We start from the raw sequence: 18,713 nt of genomic DNA, 5'->3' as shown, positions 1-18,713 counted from the left end.
CAACATGTTACCGCTCTGGCGTCGCGCTCCGGCGGAAAATCTGAACGAACATCGCGTCCGTTCCGTGACGGTGTGGCCACATTTGGACAGCATTCTCGCCAGCTCGGCAGTGGTGCATTCCACACATATAGTCGACGGTATCTAAAGGCTGAAGTGGGCAATTCTTTTCTGCCCAGTCCACAATCTTGACGGTCTCTTCGAGGTGGGGCGAGCACGTTGAGTACACCACTATTCCACCGGGGTGAGTGAGTTCAGCCCCCGCCGCCAACAGCTCTCGTTGCAGCGTAACGAGTCCGGGAATGTCATCCGGGGACTTTCTCCAGCGCGCTTCGGGCCGGCGTCGGAGCGCACCGAGTCCTGTACATGGAGCGTCGACCAGCGTGCGATCATAATGCGCCTCGAGGCCAGACTGTCGCCCATCGACCGTATGGACTGTCACCGGAAGACCAGAAGTCGTTTTTTCGACCAACCGCGCCCGGTGAGGAACAGGTTCGACGGCATCAACATGGGCGCCATCAATGCGCGCAAGACATGCCATCAATGCGGTTTTCCCACCCGGACCTGCGCACAGATCGAGCCACTGTCCTGTCTCATCTCCTTCAAGAGGTGCTTCGGCGGCGGCACGGGCGATCAGCTGGGACCCTTCATCCTGCACCGCAGCCATACCTTCACGAACAGCGGGAATAGCGCCTGGATCGCCCTCCTCGAGAACCACGCCATAGGGCGAATACGATGTCTGCTCACCACCGGTGATGAGCGCCAACTCTTCCGCAGTGATCTCGCCGGGACGGGCGACGAGGTGCACACGCGGCCGTGCATCGTCGGCAATTAACGCGTCCGATAATTCGGAAATGGCGTAGTCACCCAGCGAATCGCGGAACACTTTGACGATCCATTCGGGGTGAGCTGTTGCCAGCGCCATGCGTTCAAACGGATCCGCATTCTTAGTGAGGTGATCTATCCATTCTGATTCTGTTCGCTGCGCGACGGGGTGGAGAACGGCGTTAACGAATCCCTTAGCTTTCGGTTTATCGACCTCTTGGCATAAGTCCACCGACGTATTGACTGCAGCATGATTGCCGACGCGCATACGCAAAAGCTGATACGTGCCCAGGCGGAGCACGGCAATGACGGCAGGATCGATGGCCTCAAGGGGGCGGCTCGAACACTCACCGATCACTGCATCCACAAGCCCTTGGGCTCGCAGTGACCCGTAACCCAACTCGGTGGTGAATGCAGCATCTCGGCCCGACAGACCGTATTCCTTCATCAGTGACGGAAGAACGATGTTACCGAAAGCGTTTTCGGTGTCTACACGGAAGAGCGCTTGCCACGCCACATAGCGTGGTACATCCCGATGATGCTCATGCGCAGGTGTTTTGTTCGGTTTATTCCCACCTGATGAACGCCGTTGGTTCTGGTGGCGCTTGGTATTTTCGTTGCGCTGGCGGTTTCGCCGTTGCTGTGGCGCTTTTCTATCCGAGTGCGACGCTCCCCTATCCGACGGTGTCTGCTTCGCTCCCTTGGCATCAGACTTGAGGTGACGCGCTGATTCACTGCGCGAACGAAATCCTCCACTCATTGAAAACGCGTCCCTTCATGCGGTATGTCGTCGTACGATTCATCTCGTTCTGCTGGATTATTCTGAGCCGATTTATCGTTGTTGAGGCCATTGGCAAGGTGCGCGCCTCTCACCCACGCCCCGGCCTCCATCATTTTTTTGCCGGGAGCTTGAACAGAGCCAAGTTGCACAGGATAATCCGCGGTTCCCACCCACACGCGGTTCTTTTTCCACGCAATTTCTCCAGGCGATAATGCCAGCGATTTTTCGATAGGGTCCCGCGGATCAAAAATAGGCTGCACAGCTCCGACGCGGATTCGGTCATCCTCAAGTAGTGTCCATGCTCCGGGATCAGGCGTGACCGCACGGATCGACTGGTCGACCGTTGATGCGGGCTTATTCCAGTCGATACGCGTATCTTCCGTCGAGATTTTCTTGGCATAGGTCGCGCCATCGTCACTTTGCGGTGTCGGTGTTGCCGATCCATTCTCGATAGAGTCCAGGGTGTCGACGAGTACCTGGGCACCCTGATCGGTCAGCCGTTCCATGAGTGAACCGGCAGTGTCATCGTCGGCGATATCGGCGGGCACAGAGGCAAATATGTCGCCCGTGTCCAGCCCTTCCTCAATGCGGAAGACGGTCACACCCGTTTCCTTGTCCCCCGCTTCAATGGCGCGCTGCACAGGAGCCGCACCTCGCCATCGCGGCAACAACGAAAAGTGCAGGTTGACCCAGCCCCAGCGAGGTAGCGTAAGTACGTTTGGGGGCACTAAAGCACCATAAGCGACGACAGGTATGCAGTCCGGCTTGTATTCCGCGAGGGAATCAATGACCGACTCGTCCCTTAACGTAGAGGTTTTGATGACAGGGACGTCGTGCGCTTCGGCAAGCTCAGAAACAGGGCTGGGATAGAGTCGACGACCACGGCCACGGGGAGCGTCGGGACGCGTTAAGACGGCAACAACGTCGTGATGTGAATCAAGCAGTGCTTGTAAAGCAGTCGCTGCTGGCGTCGGGGTTCCTGCAAAAACAACGCGCATTAGTTCTTCACTCCATCTTTGTCGCGGTATGCCGGCTCAGGGTGAACGAACCACTCGGCCGTACGGATCTGTGCCATCGTCTCTTTACGAATATCTGGTTCCAGCCTGCGCATGTACATCACCCCGTCAAGGTGATCGGTTTCATGCTGGATGCAGCGTGCCAGAATACCGTCGGCCGAAAACGACACTGGGTCCCCGTCGACAGTTTGCCCGGTGACAGAAACGTTCATCCACCGTCGAGTATCGGCGTGAATTGATGGAACAGAAAGACAGCCCTCCGGCCCATATTGCGTTTCATCACCCTCGTGTACCCACACCGGATTAACAATGTGGCCACGGCTGCCACCACAGTTATAAACGAAGACCCGACGCAAAACCCCTACTTGATTCGCCGCAAGACCAGCACCTCGATAGTGATCCATGGTCTCCATCATGTCGTCGACGAGGATCCGCAATGGCTCGTCAAAGTCGGTGACCGGTTCTGCCGGTGTTGTCAATACGGGGTCTCCAAAAATTCGGATACGACGAAGACTCATAACGACGCAACACTCCCAACAACGGCAATTAACGACAACTAACGACTATGCGGTGAAGATCGCTTACAACAGTAAGCATGTGTGAATGATGCCACTCACGAGCGACATAAACGCGGTCATAGTTTAGCCGATGTGGATGGGGTCCACGATCACCCGAATGGCTAAGTCCACCTTATTCACAGCGGCTTTAATTCGTGCAGCACGCAACGCTGAACCCAAGGCGAGTGGTCCATGACTCGTATTCGCCCGGATGAGCAGCCGAAGACAGTCGTGCGCTGGTGTGTTAGCGGGAGGGTCTATTCCCGGTGGTAACGGAACCGGTCCGAGAAACTGGGAATTCGGAGGGACATCGATAAGCCGCCTGAATTGCGAGATATCGTGCTCTGTTCCATCGATGGCCGCCATATGCACGGCAGGCGAAAACCCAGCTTCCCGACGGTGCTCCAGCTCGACAGCGGCAGCACCGACGGGGTCCCACCGGATCAACGATTGAACCACCGGAGTCTGCGCATCCGCAACCACAACGACTTCTCCCCCGTCGTTATGCGACTCGACCAAGGACGCGACATCGAGCCACGATGTGAGTGCTTCCTCATGAGCACGAACATCTTCACGCTTCAACTCCGACCACGTATCAAGAATGATGGCGGCCCCGAATTTCTTGTCCTCGGCGACGGGAGCAGAGCCTGGCGTAGCGATCACGAGGCTCGGTTCGTCCGGAATAGATTCAACTAAGTTGTCCCCCGTACTGACGACGACGGGGATACCAGGGAATGAGCGCCCCAATTCTTCAGCGGTACGGTCCGCCCCGACGACCACCGCCCGGATCCTCGTCGAGCCGCAATTGTCACAGCGAAAAGACGGATCAGGCCGTCCGCACCAGCGACAGGTTGGGTAACCCGCATTCGATGCTTGCTCACCACCATGAGACGTAGCAGTTCTTTGTGCTGTCTGGCCTGGCAGACCTAGTGGCCCGTTACAGTATCGGCACCGCGCCGGCTTCCCACAGCGTTGGCATGCCAGCGTCGGAACGTATCCTTTTCGGGGCACATGGATGAGCGCGGAACGTCCGCGACGATGGCTGGAGCGTATCGCCTCAAAGGCAACATGTGGAATTCGGGCACGTTTCGCCGCTGGGTCCTTTGCCAGCTCAAAGTCGGTGTCGCCGATGGCGCGAATTCGGGGCATAGCTGCACGGATAGCCTCCCGTGACGACACCAAATTGTGCGCCCACCCGGATTCGACGAGGAGTTGGGCTTCCGCTGTTCGCCCGACGCTCCCCACTATCATCGCTGCTTTCTCAATACTCGCCCGTAGCGTCAATACTTCACGGGCGTGGACGTAGGGGGCTCGCGGATCGACGAGGTTGTCGTCGCCGTCGTCGAGAATGACGATGAGGGACAGATTTTTGACGGGAGCGAACGCTGCTCCTCGTGTGCCGACCACCACCCGATTGACGCCGTGGAGGATGTCGATAAATCGACGGTATCGGGCGTGGCGGCCCAGGCTCGCGGTTAATTGTGTCCACTGGCGGGAGCTGAGCTCCTCTTTGAGAGCATGAGAGAGGCGGTTAATAGTCCGCTGATCAGGAACGATGATGAGAACTCCGCCCCCACCGCGAGCGGTTTGTGCTGCCAGTTGCGCAATGTGCATGGGCCACTCATCCCCCGGCGCTATTTGCCATACTGCTCGGGGAGCTTCGCCGCGCAGCACAGCGTTCACGAAAGATGGCCCGAACCGGTAGCGTGACCAGGCCTCGTCGAGGGCCGCATTGTCGTCGGTGTCATTGTCCGCGGCGTCGCCGGCGTCGGTGCTGCCGTTATCGGAGTCAGTAGCAGACCCCCATGGATCATCCCCGTGCTCTATAGCTTCGAGAGCTGCTTTTTCTGCAGTGGCATGACGGGGAGGAATGGCAGACCGAGTAATATCCGACCGCAATCCGCCGTACCGCTGTGCCAAGGTATAAGCCAGAGTCCGGAATGTTTCAGGTGCAACGACTTCTCGGCTAATAACCCGATTGATCCACGAGAGACGACCTGCGTGATCGGACTCATCTTCGCGCGACAACACCAGCGCATCAGTGAGCCGACCTGAAAAGTGGACTCGCACCATGACCCCAGGTTTGACGTCCTCATCCACGGCTGCATCAACCAGGTAGTCGAACTCGCGGTCGAGGTGCGCCACCTTGAGAAGCGGAAGCACCCGAGCCACGGGGCGCTCGGGTGCAGGGGTATGGGGCGAAATAGACACGGCTACATCCTAATGGAGTCGGCCTCTACCCCACTTCGCGCTAAAAGTGGGCGGCCCGGTCCATCTATTTAGCGTGCTACTTAGCGTGAAATAGCGGCTTTGAGGTCATCCACCCTATCCAACCGCTCCCACGGCAGGTCGACGTCCGTTCGGCCAAAGTGGCCATATGCGGCGGTTTGCGCATAAATGGGCCGCTTGAGGTCCAGTTCGCGGATAATCGCTGCCGGCCGGAGGTCAAACACTTTTTGTACGGCTTCCTGGATTGCTGAGATCGGCTCTTTCTCTGTGCCGAAGGTCTCAACATACAAGCCCACCGGATTTGCGCGCCCAATAGCGTAGGCGACCTGCACCTCGCACCGATCCGCTAGTCCAGCGGCAACGATATTCTTTGCGACCCACCGCATCGCGTAGGCAGCCGAGCGGTCAACCTTGCTCGGGTCTTTGCCGGAGAACGCTCCGCCACCATGACGGGCCATACCGCCGTAGGTATCGACGATGATTTTGCGGCCTGTGAGACCGGCGTCGCCCATGGGGCCACCGACGACGAAGGAACCGGATGGATTGATCAACACGGTGAGTTCATCGTCGACGAGGTTCTCCACCCCGGCGTCCTTGATGACTGGGGTGATGACATTCGTGCGCAACTGTTCCTCTAGCCATTGCCGAGAAACGCCCGGATCGTGCTGCGTGGAAATAACGATGGTGTCAATACGAATCGGGTTGTTCTCATCGTCGTACGCGAGCGTGACCTGCGTTTTTCCGTCCGGACGAAGATGCGGAACGATATCGTTTTTGCGTACTGCCGTAAGACGCCGCGCGAGGCGATGAGCAAGCGCGATCGGCAGCGGCATATATTCGGGGGTCTCGTTGGTGGCGTACCCAAACATGAGGCCCTGGTCGCCAGCGCCTGCACGGTCATCGTCCTCAACTTCAGCACCCCCGCGCGCTTCGAGTGCGGTATCGACACCGGCGCCGATCTCTAACGACTGTTCACCAATGGAGACGGATACACCGCACGTTGCCCCGTCGAAGCCCATATCGGAGGATAGAAAGCCGATGTTCCGGAGTGTTTGCCGGACCAGGCTGGGAATTTCTACGTATCCGCGGCCCCGAACTTCACCGACGACATGTACTTGTCCTGTCGTCACGACGGTTTCTACAGCGACGTGGCTATCTGGATCCACTGCGAGCATGGCGTCCAAAATCGAATCGGAGATTGCGTCGCAAATCTTATCTGGATGTCCCTCGGTGACAGACTCGCTGGTGAATAGTCGTTGAGTCACGGTTCCTTCTTCCTTGATGAGGTGGCGATACCACGTATTTTATTAGATGTTTTGTTGGAGACTGTGTTGGCTACTGATGCGATAGACCAAGCTGTCTAGATACTTATGTAGCTTAGCGCACTCGGTCCTCATAGTTCGCAACCGCATCCCACACTGAATCCGCTAAGCCAAACTTCGATGTCGACGGGATATCGGTGACCTCTCCGTCTCGTGACAAGACCCAGCCTCTGTTCGTATTACGTCCGAATACTTTCCCCTGGCCGACGTCATTGCAGACCAATAATTCACAGCCTTTATCCTTCAGCTTTAACTGAGCGTGCTCTAATGGGGTGTGGTTCGGGTCCCCCGTCTCTGCAGCAAAGCCAACAATGATGGTCGGTGTCGTGCTGTTCGGAGTCGAGTTTTCGTCCTGCCCAGCGTCGTCTTGGGTTGCCCTTTCTTGCCGACGAGAGACAACGCTCTTGAGGATGTCCGGGTTCTCCACCATCGACAACGTCGTGAGGGAAGTCGACTCCCTGTCCGCGGATTTCTTCATCTTCCAACCCTTTTCTTCGGCCGGACGGTAATCCGCAACAGCTGCAGCGCACACGACGATATCCGCGTCCTTATCGCGCTTCTCGACCTCCCTGTACATATCCCGGGCCGATTCCACACGAACAACCTCAGATCCAAGCGGAGTGGGAAGCTCGTGCGTAGCCCCCGCGATCACAGACACCTCGGCACCACGAGCTGCGGCAACCTCGGCAAGAGCAAACCCCTGTTTCCCCGACGACCGATTGCCGACGAAGCGCACGGGGTCTAAATTCTCGTGCGTTCCTCCTGCGGTGATGAGAACCCGGCGTCCTTCTAAGTCGCGAGGAAACTGACTCTGCCGTCGGGCTACGGACAACGCCAAGTTGACCACCTGCTCAGGCTCGGCAAAGCGCCCCGGGCCAGAATCGGGCCCCGTTAAACGCCCATGGGCAGGATCGACAACGGTGACACCCCTCTGGCGAAGGGTGGCGACGTTGGCCTGCGTCGCCGGATGAGTCCACATCTCAGTGTGCATCGCGGGGAAAACAACGACGGGGCACCTCGCCATTAACGCCGAGGCAGTGAGGAAGTCGTCGGCTCGGCCATGAGCTAAGCGAGCGATCACATCAGCCGTTGCCGGAGCAACGATGAACAACTCGGCGGTGTGCCCGATACTGACGTGCCGGACCTCGGGAACGCCGTCGAAAACTGATGTCGAGACAGAATTCCCAGAGAGCGCTTCCCACGTTGCACGCCCGATAAACTCCAGCGAGGTTGCTGTCGGAATGACCTGAACGTCGTGGTCTTGCTCTTTAAGTAGTCGGACGACGTGACAGGATTTAAACGCAGCGATACCACCTGAAACACCGAGAACGATCTTCACTGCTTCCTCAATTCAGCTGTCGCTATGCAAAAACCGCTGATCACACCGTGGGTGGCGTGATGCAGCGGAATGCTAGGTCGATGATGAGATGAGTACGAGCGGGAACACGTGCGGATAGCGTTTACCCGCCACATGTATCCCACTGGCCCTCACCGTAGAACTCTTAGCCCTCGGTGTGGTCGAGGAGGCCGTCGTTAATCTCACGCAAAGCGATCGAGAGCGGCTTCTCACCAGGCTCGGGGGTGACAAGTGGGCCAACGAACTCAAAGACCGAGTCATCGACGCTCTTGAAGTAATCATTGATCTGGCGAGCTCGCTTAGCAGCAAAGATGACAAGGGCGTACTTTGACGACACCTTGCCCAGTAGCTCGTCAATCGGCGGGTTGGTAATACCTACCGGCGGGTCAAATACGTTGTCGTCATTGACAGAAGCCAAATTAGGTGTAGTCACGATGTCCTTTCGGCCGTGAGTAGTGCGGCAATAGCGCGAACAGCGTTGTCCACGGAGTCATTAACCACGATGTGGTCGAACTCATCCTTGGCGGCCAGCTCTCTATGGGCAGTCTCGAGGCGACGTTCAATAACATCCGGCGGTTCAGTGCCCCGACCTGTCAAACGCTCGACGAGAACCTCCCATGAAGGTGGCATGAGGAAAACGCTGTGAGCCTCCGGAAGAGTTTTCTTCACATTCCGAGCACCCTCAAGGTCTACCTCGATGAGGACTGGGCGGTTACTGTCAAGAGCGTCACGAACGGGGCCAGCCGGTGTGCCAGAACGCTGAAGACCACCATGGATTTCAGCCCACTCCAACATATCCCCAGCTTCAACATGGCGGGTGAATTCGTCGTCGGAGACGTACAAATAATCCACGCCATTTTCCTCGCCGGGGCGGGGGGCCCGTGTCGTCATAGACACGCTGAAATACAAATCGGGCACCGTTTCACGCAGACGATGAACCACTGTGGACTTTCCTACTGCGCTGGGTCCCGCGAGAACCACAAGATTGCCACGATTTGTTGTCAAGGTTTATTTCTCCGGATCGAAGCCAAAGCGCTCAAGCAGAGCACGACGCTGACGCTCACCTAGGCCACGCAAACGACGTGTCGGGGCGATTTCCAGCTCTTTCATGATTTCCTGAGCCTTAACCTTACCCACCTTCGGCAACGCCTCGAGCAAAGCCGAGACCTTCATCTTGCCCAGGATTTCGTCCTCGTCGGCCTTCTTCAACACTGCCTGAAGGTCGGTCTCACCTTTCTTGAGCTTTTCCTTGAGCTCGGCACGGGCTTTGCGAGCTTGAGCAGCTTTCTCGAGTGCAGCAGCACGCTGTTCGGGCGTTAACTGGGGAAGGGCCACGGTTCCTCCGTAATGTCAATCGATGAATACTTCACTTACTGATGTTCGGGTTTCGGTGCGGGTCACAAGGTGACCGCGTAATTGTCTCCAGGTTCGTTGAAGCACCCGACCAACTTCGCAAATAGTGAGCCTGGCAAACAGCACCAAAGACTATAGACGCTGACCAGGTCAAAGTTAAGTCTGCCTCTGGTTGAGACAACGCGAGTCATTCTAACACCATACCGGGGTAGTCCTGGGCATTCGCCTCTACAGCCTTCTGCAAGCTACCTATATCTGGGCCATGTTTCAATATTGCCCTCGATATATTGGGGAAAGCTAGGGATTCGACGTGTGTCGTGAGGCGACGGACATCATCCGCGCTCGCCCCTTGAGCCCCTACCCCCGGAAGAAGGACAGGGCCGTTGAGGGCAGACAGATCCGGAGCCTTGCGCACCGCAGCTGATCCCTGTGTGGGGAGTCCTAAGGTAGCCCCCACTACGACACCGATGCTTCCGAATCGGCTACCGGTTTTCCGACGGTACAGCTGATTACGCGTAGCACATTCGTCGACGATGTGTTGGGCGACGCTGTCGCCGTCGCCGGCATTGTGCGAATCGTCCTGACGACGCTCGTCCCGGCGTTGTGGGCCACGAGAGCGCTTAATCCGCGCCGATTGCAGGGTCTCAGCCTCCGGATTCGACGTCGCCGCCAAGACGTACGCACCCTGTCCTTGACGCTCTGCAAGGTCCAGTACAGGCTCGAGTGCGCCAAAGCCAGTGTAGGGGCTGACGGTCACGGCGTCGCATCGCAGCGGCGAGGTCTCCCCTAGCCAGGCATCGGCGTAGGCCGCCATCGTCGAACCAATATCGCCGCGTTTGGCGTCGGCAAGAACAAGTGTTCCCGCCTCGTGGAGAGCAGCGATGGCCTTCTCCAAGACTGCGAAACCTCGCGAGCCGTACGATTCGAAGAAGGCTACTTGCGGCTTAACCAAGGCGACTGTCGTGCCGAAAGCCTCGACGCATCGCATGGTGAAGCTCTCGAGCCCATCAACTGTGGCGGGAAGTCCCCACTGGTCAAGCAGACCCGGATGGGGATCGATGCCGACACATAACCGCGAACGATTCAGAGCGGCTTCAGCAAGGCGGTCACCAAATGACGCATCATGCCCACGTGAGACATGCGTAGACACAGGTGGCTGTTGACCTGCCGGTCCTGAATCGCCCGCCGAGGACGACGTCGACGACTGCGGATCACACATACTTACCTTCTCTCACGAGCTTCACTAGCGGGTTAAAAAACTCATGCATGAAGATCCTGGATTGCTGCCACCATCAGCGATGTATTTGGCTTGCGATCATCCTGGTCAGCACCATCCCCACCCGGCTGTGGGTTTCCTTGCCCATCGCTCTCGTGTTCCGTCGGAGCCGTCTCAGAGATGCCATGGATGGATTCGATCGCCTGGACTGCTGCGACTGCCGCCTGGACCGTCGTAATGCAGGGGATCTCAGCATTCAAAGCTGCCGCGCGGATCTCGTAACCATCGTGGCGGGCGCCAGAACTCCCAGCTGGCGTGTTGATGATGAGATCAACCTGTTCGTCCAAAATAAGGTCGACGATGGATCGGCGGCCGTCCTTATCCCGATGAACGGTTCCCACCTCAACGTGATCGACGCTGGGATTATCTTCATGGACTTGCGATTGCTTCGCGACGACTTCACACGGGATTCCATTGCGCCGGAGCATTCCCGCGGTACCCTCCGTCGCTAGCAGCGAAAATCCCAGCGTGGCTAAACGTTGGATGGGGAAAACCATGGTCCGTTTATCGTGGTTGGCGACCGACACAAACACCGTGCCTGATACGGGGAGTCGTCCATAAGCCCCAGCCTGTGACTTCGCATAGGCCGCACCGAACGCGCGGTCAAGCCCCATGACTTCACCAGTCGACTTCATCTCTGGGGATAAGAGCGAATCCAACAGTGAACCATCCTGCCGACGGAACCTACGGAACGGCAACACCGCTTCCTTGACGGCAATCGGCGCGTCGAGAGGAAGTGAACCGCCGTCGTGGTCTGTGGGGATCATTCCTTCCATGCGCAGCTCATGGAGCGTGGCGCCGACAGATATGCGGGCGGCGGCTTTCGCCAACGGAACGCCGGTCGCTTTGGACACGAAAGGCACCGTCCGCGAGGCTCGCGGGTTCGCTTCGATGACATAGAGAGTGTCATCTTTCAGGGCGAACTGGACGTTCATGAGTCCTCGTACGCCGATTTCACGAGCCAGCGCTGCCGTGGACCGTCGAACAGTGTCGATATCCTCTGTGCCCAAGGTCATGGGCGGAATAGCGCAGGCTGAGTCGCCCGAGTGAATACCGGCTTCCTCAATGTGCTCCATGACGCCAGCGAGATAAACCTCGTCACCATCGCACAAAGCGTCGACGTCGATTTCAATGGCATTGTCCAAGAACCGGTCAACGAGGACGGGATGATCGTGGGTGATCTCGGTCGCCCGGGAAATGTAGTCGGCGAGAGACTCGTCGTCATAGACAATTTCCATGCCGCGACCGCCCAGCACGTAGGAAGGCCGGACCAGCACTGGATAGCCAATAGACGACGCTACCGCCTGAGCTTCCTCGAGGTTCTTCGCCGTCCCATAGGCCGGTGCCGGAAGTCCGGAGCGTTGGAGAACCCCTCCGAACTCGCCGCGGTCTTCCGCCAGGTTAATGGCCTCAGGAGTTGTTCCGATCACCGGAACGCCGGCCTCTTTAAGCCGCTCAGCCAGGCCCAGGGGTGTCTGTCCGCCCAACTGGCAGATGACGCCTGCCACATTTCCCGACTCAGATTCGGCGTGGTAGACCTCCATGACATCTTCAAAGGTCAGTGGCTCAAAGTAAAGGCGGTCAGCCGTGTCATAGTCGGTAGAGACAGTTTCAGGGTTGCAGTTAACCATGACCGTCTCATAACCGATGCGCGAGAGCTCCAATGCCGCGTGAACACACGAATAGTCGAACTCAATCCCCTGGCCAATGCGGTTGGGGCCAGAGCCGAGAATGAGAATCTTTTCTTTCTCTCGCTGCGGAGTTACTTCACTTTCAGCGGCTGGATCAAGTTCATACGCGCTGTAGTGGTAGGGAGTTTTCGCCTCGAACTCCGCCGCACAGGTATCCACCGTTTTGAATACCGGGCGGATACCAAGGGACCACCGCAGTGTCCGCACACCATTCTCTCCGGCGAGTTCGGGCCGCACGCTCGCGATTTGCGCGTCAGAGAGCCCAAGGTACTTCGCTCGACGCAACAGGTCTTCGGTGAGCACCGGCGCCACTTCTAGCTCCTTACGGAAAGCCACAAGGTGCTCGATTTCAGCGATAAACCAGGGGTCAATGCCCGACGCTTCATGGACCTCGTCGACGCTGGCACCCAGCCGTAGAGCAAGCTCAACGAGGTACAAGCGTCCTTCTTTGGGCACGCGGAGCATATCGACGACGGCCGCTTTGTGCTTAGCCGATTCGCCGGCAAAGTGTTCGTCGGGGTATGTCCAGAAGCCGCTTTCTTTGTTCTCCAGGGAACGGAGAACCTTGTTCAGGCCGGCAATGTAATTGCGCCCCAATGCCATCGCTTCGCCCACCGACTTCATGGACGTCGTCAGGGTGTCGTCGGAACCAGGGAATTTTTCGAACGCAAAACGAGGAGCCTTGACGACGACATAGTCCAGCGTCGGCTCGAATGCCGCCGGGGTCACACCGGTGATGTCATTGCGGATTTCATCTAAGGTGTATCCAATTGCCAGCTTGGCCGCGATTTTCGCGATGGGAAAACCGGTGGCCTTCGATGCCAATGCCGATGAACGCGACACGCGTGGATTCATCTCAATGGTGACGATGCGGCCATTGTCAGGGTTCACCGCGAATTGGATGTTACAACCGCCTGTATCGACTCCTACCTCGCGCAGAATTGCGATGGCCTGGTCACGCATGACCTGAAATTCTCGGTCGGTCAGGGTAAGCGCAGGTGCAACGGTGACGGAGTCACCAGTATGGACCCCCACCGCATCTACGTTTTCGATTGAACAAACGATGACAACGTTATCGTTGCCATCCCGCATGAGCTCAAGCTCATACTCTTTCCATCCCAGAATGGATTCTTCGATGAGCACATTGGCCTCCGGTGAGGCTGCTAACCCGCCGCCGGCAATGCGGTCGATGTCGTCGTACGTGTAGGCAAGGCCAGATCCCAGCCCACCCATAGTGAACGAGGGGCGAACAACAACAGGAAGACCGAGCTCAGCGACGGTTTCGTGAACTTCCTCCATGTTGTGGCACACCCGCGACCGAGCGGACTCACCCCCGATTTTTTCGACGATATCCTTGAACTTTTGCCGGTCCTCTCCCCTCTCAATAGCCTCAATATCAGCACCAATGAGTTCCACGTGGTGTTTGGCGAGGATCCCCCGACGGTCAAGCTGAATGGCGGCGTTGAGAGCCGTCTGCCCACCCAGTGTGGCGAGCACGGCATCGATGGGGTGCCCTTCGGCAGCTTCTTTCTCGAAGATCTTCTCGATGTATTCGGGATCGATCGGTTCAATATAGGTATGGTCCGCGAACTCAGGGTCGGTCATGATGGTCGCCGGATTGGAGTTAATTAAGGTGACGCGGAGTCCTTCTTGTTCGAGGACCCGACATGCCTGAGTTCCGGAGTAGTCAAATTCACATGCTTGGCCGATGACAATAGGGCCAGACCCGATGACCAGCACGTGGTTAAGGTTTGTACGGCGTGGCATTTACTTGGCCTTTCCTTCTTGCATAACGGTCACGAACTGGTCGAAAAGCGGATTCGCGTCATGGGGACCCGCCGCCGCCTCTGGGTGGTATTGCACAGAGAAAGCCCGCCCATCGTTGAGAGCAACGCCTTCTACCACGTTGTCGTTCGGGCAAATGTGGGTGATGTGGGCCGGTCCAAAGGGAGTATCAAAGCTGGCTGTCAGCTCTTCGGTGCTGAGTTTTCCCGACGCGTCATCGACATGCGGAGGAAGCAAGGCGAATCCATGGTTTTGGGCGGTGATGGATACGCGTCCCGTGGCGACGTCGACAACGGGGACGTTAATTCCGCGGTGACCAAATTTGAGTTTGTAGGTACCTAAACCTAACGCTCGGCCAAAGATCTGGTTCCCGAAACAAATTCCGAAGAACGGAATTTTTGCCGAAAGAACCTGGCGGACGATGTCGACCATGGTGTCTGCCGTCGACGGATCCCCCGGACCGTTGGAGATAAACACCCCGTCAGGATTGTACTTTTGGATGTCGTCGAAGGAGGTATTCGCCGGGACAACGACTGTCTTGATGCCGCGTCGCGAGAAATTTCGCGGCGTATTGGTCTTAATTCCCATGTCATAGGCGACGACAGTCAGAGTATCCGATTGCGACGGTGTCCCCTCGGGCTCAACGATATAAGGCTCGTCAGTGCTCACTTCTTCAGCAAGATCCTGGCCAGCCATTGACGGAATTTCGTTAACAATCGCCAGGAGCTCGTCGACGGGTTTCGCGGCCTCATCCCCAGTAAAGATCCCAGCGTTGACCGACCCCTTGTCACGCAGATGGCGAACCAATGCACGAGTGTCGACGTTCTTAATGCCGATTATTCCCTGTGACGCCATTTCGTCTTGGAGGGAACGCTTGCTCCGCCAGTTAGACGGGCGCGCGGAAAGATCACGGATAATCAAACCGGATACCCAGATAGTGGATCCACGCGACTCATCGTCTTCGTCATTCCACCCGGTGTTTCCGATTTGTGGCGCAGTCGCGCACACTAACTGACGACGATACGACGGATCCGTCATCGTCTCCTGGTAGCCGGTCATGCCCGTGGTGAAGACGGCCTCGCCGAGGGCACGCCCTGTGGCCCCAAAGGATGTGCCGCGGAAAACACGTCCATCAGCGAGAACAAGAACTGCGGGAAGACTCCCCGACTGTGCGTCGGTATTCGAGGAAGGAGAGTCGGTCGTGTGTAGCGATGTGGGCGATGTACTCACTAGTGAACCTTTCTGTCCAAGGGCTGGGAGGCTTCACCGTCTAGGCAGGTAATGTGCCCGCGGAGAATCGTGGTGGTGACTTTGGCTTGGAATTCCATGCCCTCGTATGGAGTGTTATCGGCTTTGGAAGCGAGGTTCTTCCCGCTGGCTACCCACCGGTGATCGGGATCGATGGCGGTCAGGTTGGCTGGCTCGCCAACCGCGATAGGACGGCCCTGCCCCGGAAGTCGGACGATTTCTGCCGGACGCTCGGACATCACTGTGGCGACAAAACGCCAGTCTTCTAGTCCCGTTCCGACAAAGAGCTGGGAGATGATGCTCAGTGATGTTTCCAGTCCCAGCATTCCCGGACGGGCATGGTCGAACTCACAGCATTTTTCTTCGGATCCGTGCGGGGCGTGGTCGGTGGCGACACAATCGATAATGCGGTCACGCAACGCATCACGAAGCGCGAGAACATCCCGCTCTTCGCGAAGAGGCGGGTTAACTTTGTTGACACCGTCATAGGTGCGGAGGCGCTCGTCAGTAAGGATCAGGTGATGGGGCGTGACCTCAGCGGTGACAGGAAGTTTCTGTTCTTTAGCCCATTTCACCAAGGAGACCGTACCTTCGGTGGACGCGTGACAAATATGGACGCGACCGCCATAGTCCCTGGTCATAATGGAATCACGAGCGACAATTGATTCTTCAGCAACGCGTGGCCATCCCCGAAGGCCGAGCTCAGCAGCAACCGTCCCCTCATGGGCAACGGCCCCCTGTGTTAACCGTGCGTCCTCACAATGCTGGGCGAGTAAAACGTCGAGCCCCTTGGCATATTCCACAGCTCGCCGCATCACCTCGGGGTCATTCACGCATGTTCCGTCGTCGGAGAACATCCGGACCTTAGCTTCTGAATCCCGCATCATGCCGAGTTCAGCAAGCTCTTTCCCTTCACGCTGTTTCGTGATGGCACCGACGGGATGGACATCGCAGAGGCCGATATTTTGGCCCTTGTACCACACCGATTCGACGATGGATGGGTCGTCCATCACCGGTTTGGTATTCGGCATGGTGAATACCGCAGTAAAACCGCCACGCGCGGCAGCTTGGGCCCCGGTCAACAACGTTTCTGTATCTTCACGGCCCGGTTCGCGCAGGTGGACATGGATGTCAACGAATCCCGGCAACAAAACCTGACCGGACAAGTCCAAGACTCGAGCACCCTCGGGTGCGTCGATTGTTGGGCCAATTTCCGCGATGACGCCGTCGGTAATCAAAACCGACGTGGGGTCGCCTTCACCATACGGGCGCACTCCTGCGAGAAGGATCGAACCGCGTGCAGGTGGTGCCTGTGTGCCGGTTTCCGGCCACGACTGAGCACTCAATTTATGACTCCTTCGTTGTGTGAGATTGTCCGTGGGTACCGATGATCAGCGAGAACAAGACCGCCATGCGGACGTGGACACCATTGTTGACCTGTTGCAAAACCGCAGTTCGGGGGGCGTCTGCCACGGAGTAATTAATCTCCATGCCACGAAGCATGGGCCCCGGGTGCATGATGATGGCCTTATCTTTCATCTTGGCCTCACGCGCGGTGCTCATTCCGTATAACGTGGCGTATTCGCGGTGGCTGGGGAAGAACCCTCCGGCCATGCGTTCGGCTTGAACGCGCAACATCATGACAGCATCGGCGTCGGCAAGCTCGGAATCCATGTCATAGGAAATTCGGACCGGCCACGTCTCTACCCCGTATGGGAGGAGCGTCGGTGGGGCGACATAAACGACTTCGGCCCCCAGTTTCGTCAATAGTTCGGCATTAGAGCGCGCGACTCGCGAGTGGAGGATATCCCCCACGATCACGATTTTCCGCCCGTTGATTCCACCGAGGCGTTGACGAAGAGTGAGCGCGTCCAACAGTGCCTGCGTCGGGTGTTGATGGGCACCATCACCAGCGTTGATGACGCTGGGTCCGTCCCCGTTGGGAGCCACCCAGTGGGCCAATTGTTGCGCCGCTCCGGAGCTGGGATGGCGGATGATGAGGGCGTCGGCCCCAATCGCCGTGAGAGTTAACCCGGTGTCCTGGAGGGACTCCCCCTTTTTCACGCTTGAGGATGATGCGCTGATGTTGATGACGTCGGCGCTCATCCACTTTCCTGCTGTCTCAAAGCTGGATCGTGTGCGGGTGGAGTTTTCGTAGAACACGGTGAAGATTGTGCGGCCTCGGAGAGTGGGCAGTTTCTTGAGTTCGCGTCCTTCGAGAGCTTCTTTGAAGTTCTGGGCTTCGTCTAAGAGGCCAGTGATTTCATCGGCAGAGAGATCCGCCATCGAGAGAAGGTGCTTCATGAGTTGCTCCCCTCATGAGTGGAGTTCTTTCCCGCTGTTTCGTCCGCCGATGACGATGAACCGCTGGTAGTTGGTCGGCGCAGCACAACACCGTCATGGCCGTCGAGTTCTTCGAGGGAGACGATAACGTCTTCTGAGCGGGATGTCGGAATATTTTTCCCGACGTAGTCCGCGCGGATGGGCAGTTCGCGATGGCCTCGGTCCACCACGACGGCAAGCTGGACGATGCTGGCGCGACCGATATCACGCAGCGCATCTAGCGCTGATCGCACGCTTCGACCGGAGTACAGGACATCGTCGACAAGGATGACGGTTTTTCCGTCGATTCCGTCGTCGGGAATTGATGTGCGTTGGAGAGCGCGGTGTGGTTTATGACGAAGATCATCGCGGTAGAGGGTGATGTCCAACGCCCCCGTGGCTACTGTAACTCCCGCGAATTCGTGAATGAGGTGAGCTAATCGCTCGGCTAAGGGAACGCCCCCACTGGGAATTCCCAAGAGGACGACGCGCTTGGCGTCGTCGGCATCCAGTGCTGTTTTTTCGATTATCTGGTGCGCGATGCGTGCAACAGTACGGCCGACGTCGTCGGATGAGAGAATTTCTGTCTCCATCGCGTCGGCAGGCGGCGTAGACGTACGTGCTGTATTCATCGTGACCTCCTTCCCTGCCTCTCGGTGCAGTCCGTTAAAGGATGTCACTCCTAATGATGTGAAATTGTTGATATCGCTCAGGACTTTACCACGGCCATGAGATGATTGCAGGCTTTCTCAGCCCTCATTTGTGTGTACCTTTGTGTATCGGTTCACGTGCTTTGACGCATATGAACAGTGTTTCTGGATTACGTCGAGTGAAGCCGAGTACCCTCAACACGTTATCTTTTGTCGGTCGACTCTGCTCAGCATTGTCACCTTTTGAAGAGTAAGGATGTCAGGACTATGACAGAAGGAGAACGTCCCACCAGCGTTCCATCTG

15 protein-coding genes are annotated in these 18,713 nt (G+C 57.4%); all 15 read right to left on the bottom strand.

All coding sequences use genetic code 11. The features are described 5' to 3' along the window. Positions 1–7: 7 nt before the first annotated feature. The 15 genes from ACWORE_RS03280 to pyrR all read right to left on the bottom strand — a co-directional run bounded on the left by ACWORE_RS03280 (position 8) and on the right by pyrR (position 18,391). Positions 8–1,582, bottom strand: coding sequence for an RsmB/NOP family class I SAM-dependent RNA methyltransferase (locus tag ACWORE_RS03280; protein ID WP_455302531.1), 1,575 nt, complete (start codon positions 1,580–1,582; stop codon positions 8–10). After that, complete coding sequence (fmt, locus tag ACWORE_RS03275) at positions 1,579–2,601, bottom strand: methionyl-tRNA formyltransferase (RefSeq protein ID WP_455302529.1); 1,023 nt, start codon at positions 2,599–2,601, stop codon at positions 1,579–1,581. The genes ACWORE_RS03280 and fmt overlap by 4 nt, the downstream gene beginning before the upstream one ends. Next, positions 2,601–3,137: a peptide deformylase gene (def, locus tag ACWORE_RS03270; protein ID WP_406604579.1), complete on the bottom strand. Its 537-nt coding sequence runs from the start codon at positions 3,135–3,137 to the stop codon at positions 2,601–2,603. Before def ends, fmt begins: the two co-directional genes overlap by 1 nt. 123 nt (positions 3,138–3,260) lie before the next feature. Then, a complete protein-coding gene (locus tag ACWORE_RS03265; RefSeq protein WP_455302527.1) occupies positions 3,261–5,387 on the bottom strand; it encodes a primosomal protein N' in 2,127 nt (708 codons plus the stop codon). Between the two features lie 80 nt (positions 5,388–5,467). Next, positions 5,468–6,670: a methionine adenosyltransferase gene (metK, locus tag ACWORE_RS03260; protein ID WP_455302525.1), complete on the bottom strand. Its 1,203-nt coding sequence runs from the start codon at positions 6,668–6,670 to the stop codon at positions 5,468–5,470. Between the two features lie 112 nt (positions 6,671–6,782). Then, entirely contained in the window at positions 6,783–8,078 is a 1,296-nt protein-coding gene (coaBC, locus tag ACWORE_RS03255; protein WP_406606065.1) for a bifunctional phosphopantothenoylcysteine decarboxylase/phosphopantothenate--cysteine ligase CoaBC, read from the bottom strand. Between the two features lie 151 nt (positions 8,079–8,229). Continuing rightward, complete coding sequence (gene rpoZ / locus ACWORE_RS03250; RefSeq protein WP_012731626.1) at positions 8,230–8,517, bottom strand: DNA-directed RNA polymerase subunit omega; 288 nt, start codon at positions 8,515–8,517, stop codon at positions 8,230–8,232. Next, entirely contained in the window at positions 8,514–9,089 is a 576-nt protein-coding gene (gene gmk / locus ACWORE_RS03245; RefSeq protein WP_406604581.1) for a guanylate kinase, read from the bottom strand. The genes rpoZ and gmk overlap by 4 nt, the downstream gene beginning before the upstream one ends. 3 nt (positions 9,090–9,092) lie before the next feature. Continuing rightward, positions 9,093–9,419 carry an integration host factor, actinobacterial type gene (gene mihF, locus ACWORE_RS03240; RefSeq protein WP_012731628.1) on the bottom strand — a complete coding sequence of 109 codons (327 nt, stop codon included), beginning with the start codon at positions 9,417–9,419 and terminating at the stop codon, positions 9,093–9,095. A 205-nt stretch (positions 9,420–9,624) separates the two neighbouring features. Further along, a complete protein-coding gene (gene pyrF / locus ACWORE_RS03235) occupies positions 9,625–10,656 on the bottom strand; it encodes an orotidine-5'-phosphate decarboxylase (protein WP_406604582.1) in 1,032 nt (343 codons plus the stop codon). A gap of 41 nt (positions 10,657–10,697) precedes the next feature. Next, positions 10,698–14,171: a carbamoyl-phosphate synthase large subunit gene (carB, locus tag ACWORE_RS03230; protein ID WP_296135637.1), complete on the bottom strand. Its 3,474-nt coding sequence runs from the start codon at positions 14,169–14,171 to the stop codon at positions 10,698–10,700. After that, the gene (gene carA / locus ACWORE_RS03225) at positions 14,172–15,419 is read right to left on the bottom strand and encodes a glutamine-hydrolyzing carbamoyl-phosphate synthase small subunit (RefSeq protein ID WP_455302523.1); all 1,248 of its coding nucleotides are present in this window, start codon (positions 15,417–15,419) and stop codon (positions 14,172–14,174) included. It abuts the gene before it with no gap. Next, positions 15,419–16,783 carry a dihydroorotase gene (locus tag ACWORE_RS03220; RefSeq protein WP_455302522.1) on the bottom strand — a complete coding sequence of 455 codons (1,365 nt, stop codon included), beginning with the start codon at positions 16,781–16,783 and terminating at the stop codon, positions 15,419–15,421. The genes carA and ACWORE_RS03220 overlap by 1 nt, the downstream gene beginning before the upstream one ends. A 1-nt stretch (position 16,784) precedes the next feature. Next, a complete protein-coding gene (locus ACWORE_RS03215) occupies positions 16,785–17,741 on the bottom strand; it encodes an aspartate carbamoyltransferase catalytic subunit (RefSeq protein ID WP_406604585.1) in 957 nt (318 codons plus the stop codon). Then, the gene (pyrR, locus tag ACWORE_RS03210) at positions 17,738–18,391 is read right to left on the bottom strand and encodes a bifunctional pyr operon transcriptional regulator/uracil phosphoribosyltransferase PyrR (RefSeq protein WP_455302521.1); all 654 of its coding nucleotides are present in this window, start codon (positions 18,389–18,391) and stop codon (positions 17,738–17,740) included. The genes ACWORE_RS03215 and pyrR overlap by 4 nt, the downstream gene beginning before the upstream one ends. Positions 18,392–18,713 lie beyond the last annotated feature (322 nt).

The organism is Corynebacterium sp. c7Ub_26 (assembly GCF_053760365.1).
Note: the sequence above shows the minus strand (reverse complement) of the source record. Positions and strands in the feature narration are given on the sequence as shown.

Excerpts from the sequence above, each read along its gene's own strand:
- ACWORE_RS03215 (WP_406604585.1), bottom strand. The coding sequence starts at position 17,741 with ATGAAGCACCTTCTCTCGATGGCGGATCTCTCTGCCGATGAAATCACT.
- carB (WP_296135637.1), bottom strand. The coding sequence starts at position 14,171 with ATGCCACGCCGTACAAACCTTAACCACGTGCTGGTCATCGGGTCTGGC.
- pyrR (WP_455302521.1), bottom strand. The coding sequence starts at position 18,391 with ATGAATACAGCACGTACGTCTACGCCGCCTGCCGACGCGATGGAGACA.
- def (WP_406604579.1), bottom strand. The coding sequence starts at position 3,137 with ATGAGTCTTCGTCGTATCCGAATTTTTGGAGACCCCGTATTGACAACA.
- fmt (WP_455302529.1), bottom strand. The coding sequence starts at position 2,601 with ATGCGCGTTGTTTTTGCAGGAACCCCGACGCCAGCAGCGACTGCTTTA.
- pyrF (WP_406604582.1), bottom strand. The coding sequence starts at position 10,656 with ATGTGTGATCCGCAGTCGTCGACGTCGTCCTCGGCGGGCGATTCAGGA.
- ACWORE_RS03280 (WP_455302531.1), bottom strand. The coding sequence starts at position 1,582 with ATGAGTGGAGGATTTCGTTCGCGCAGTGAATCAGCGCGTCACCTCAAG.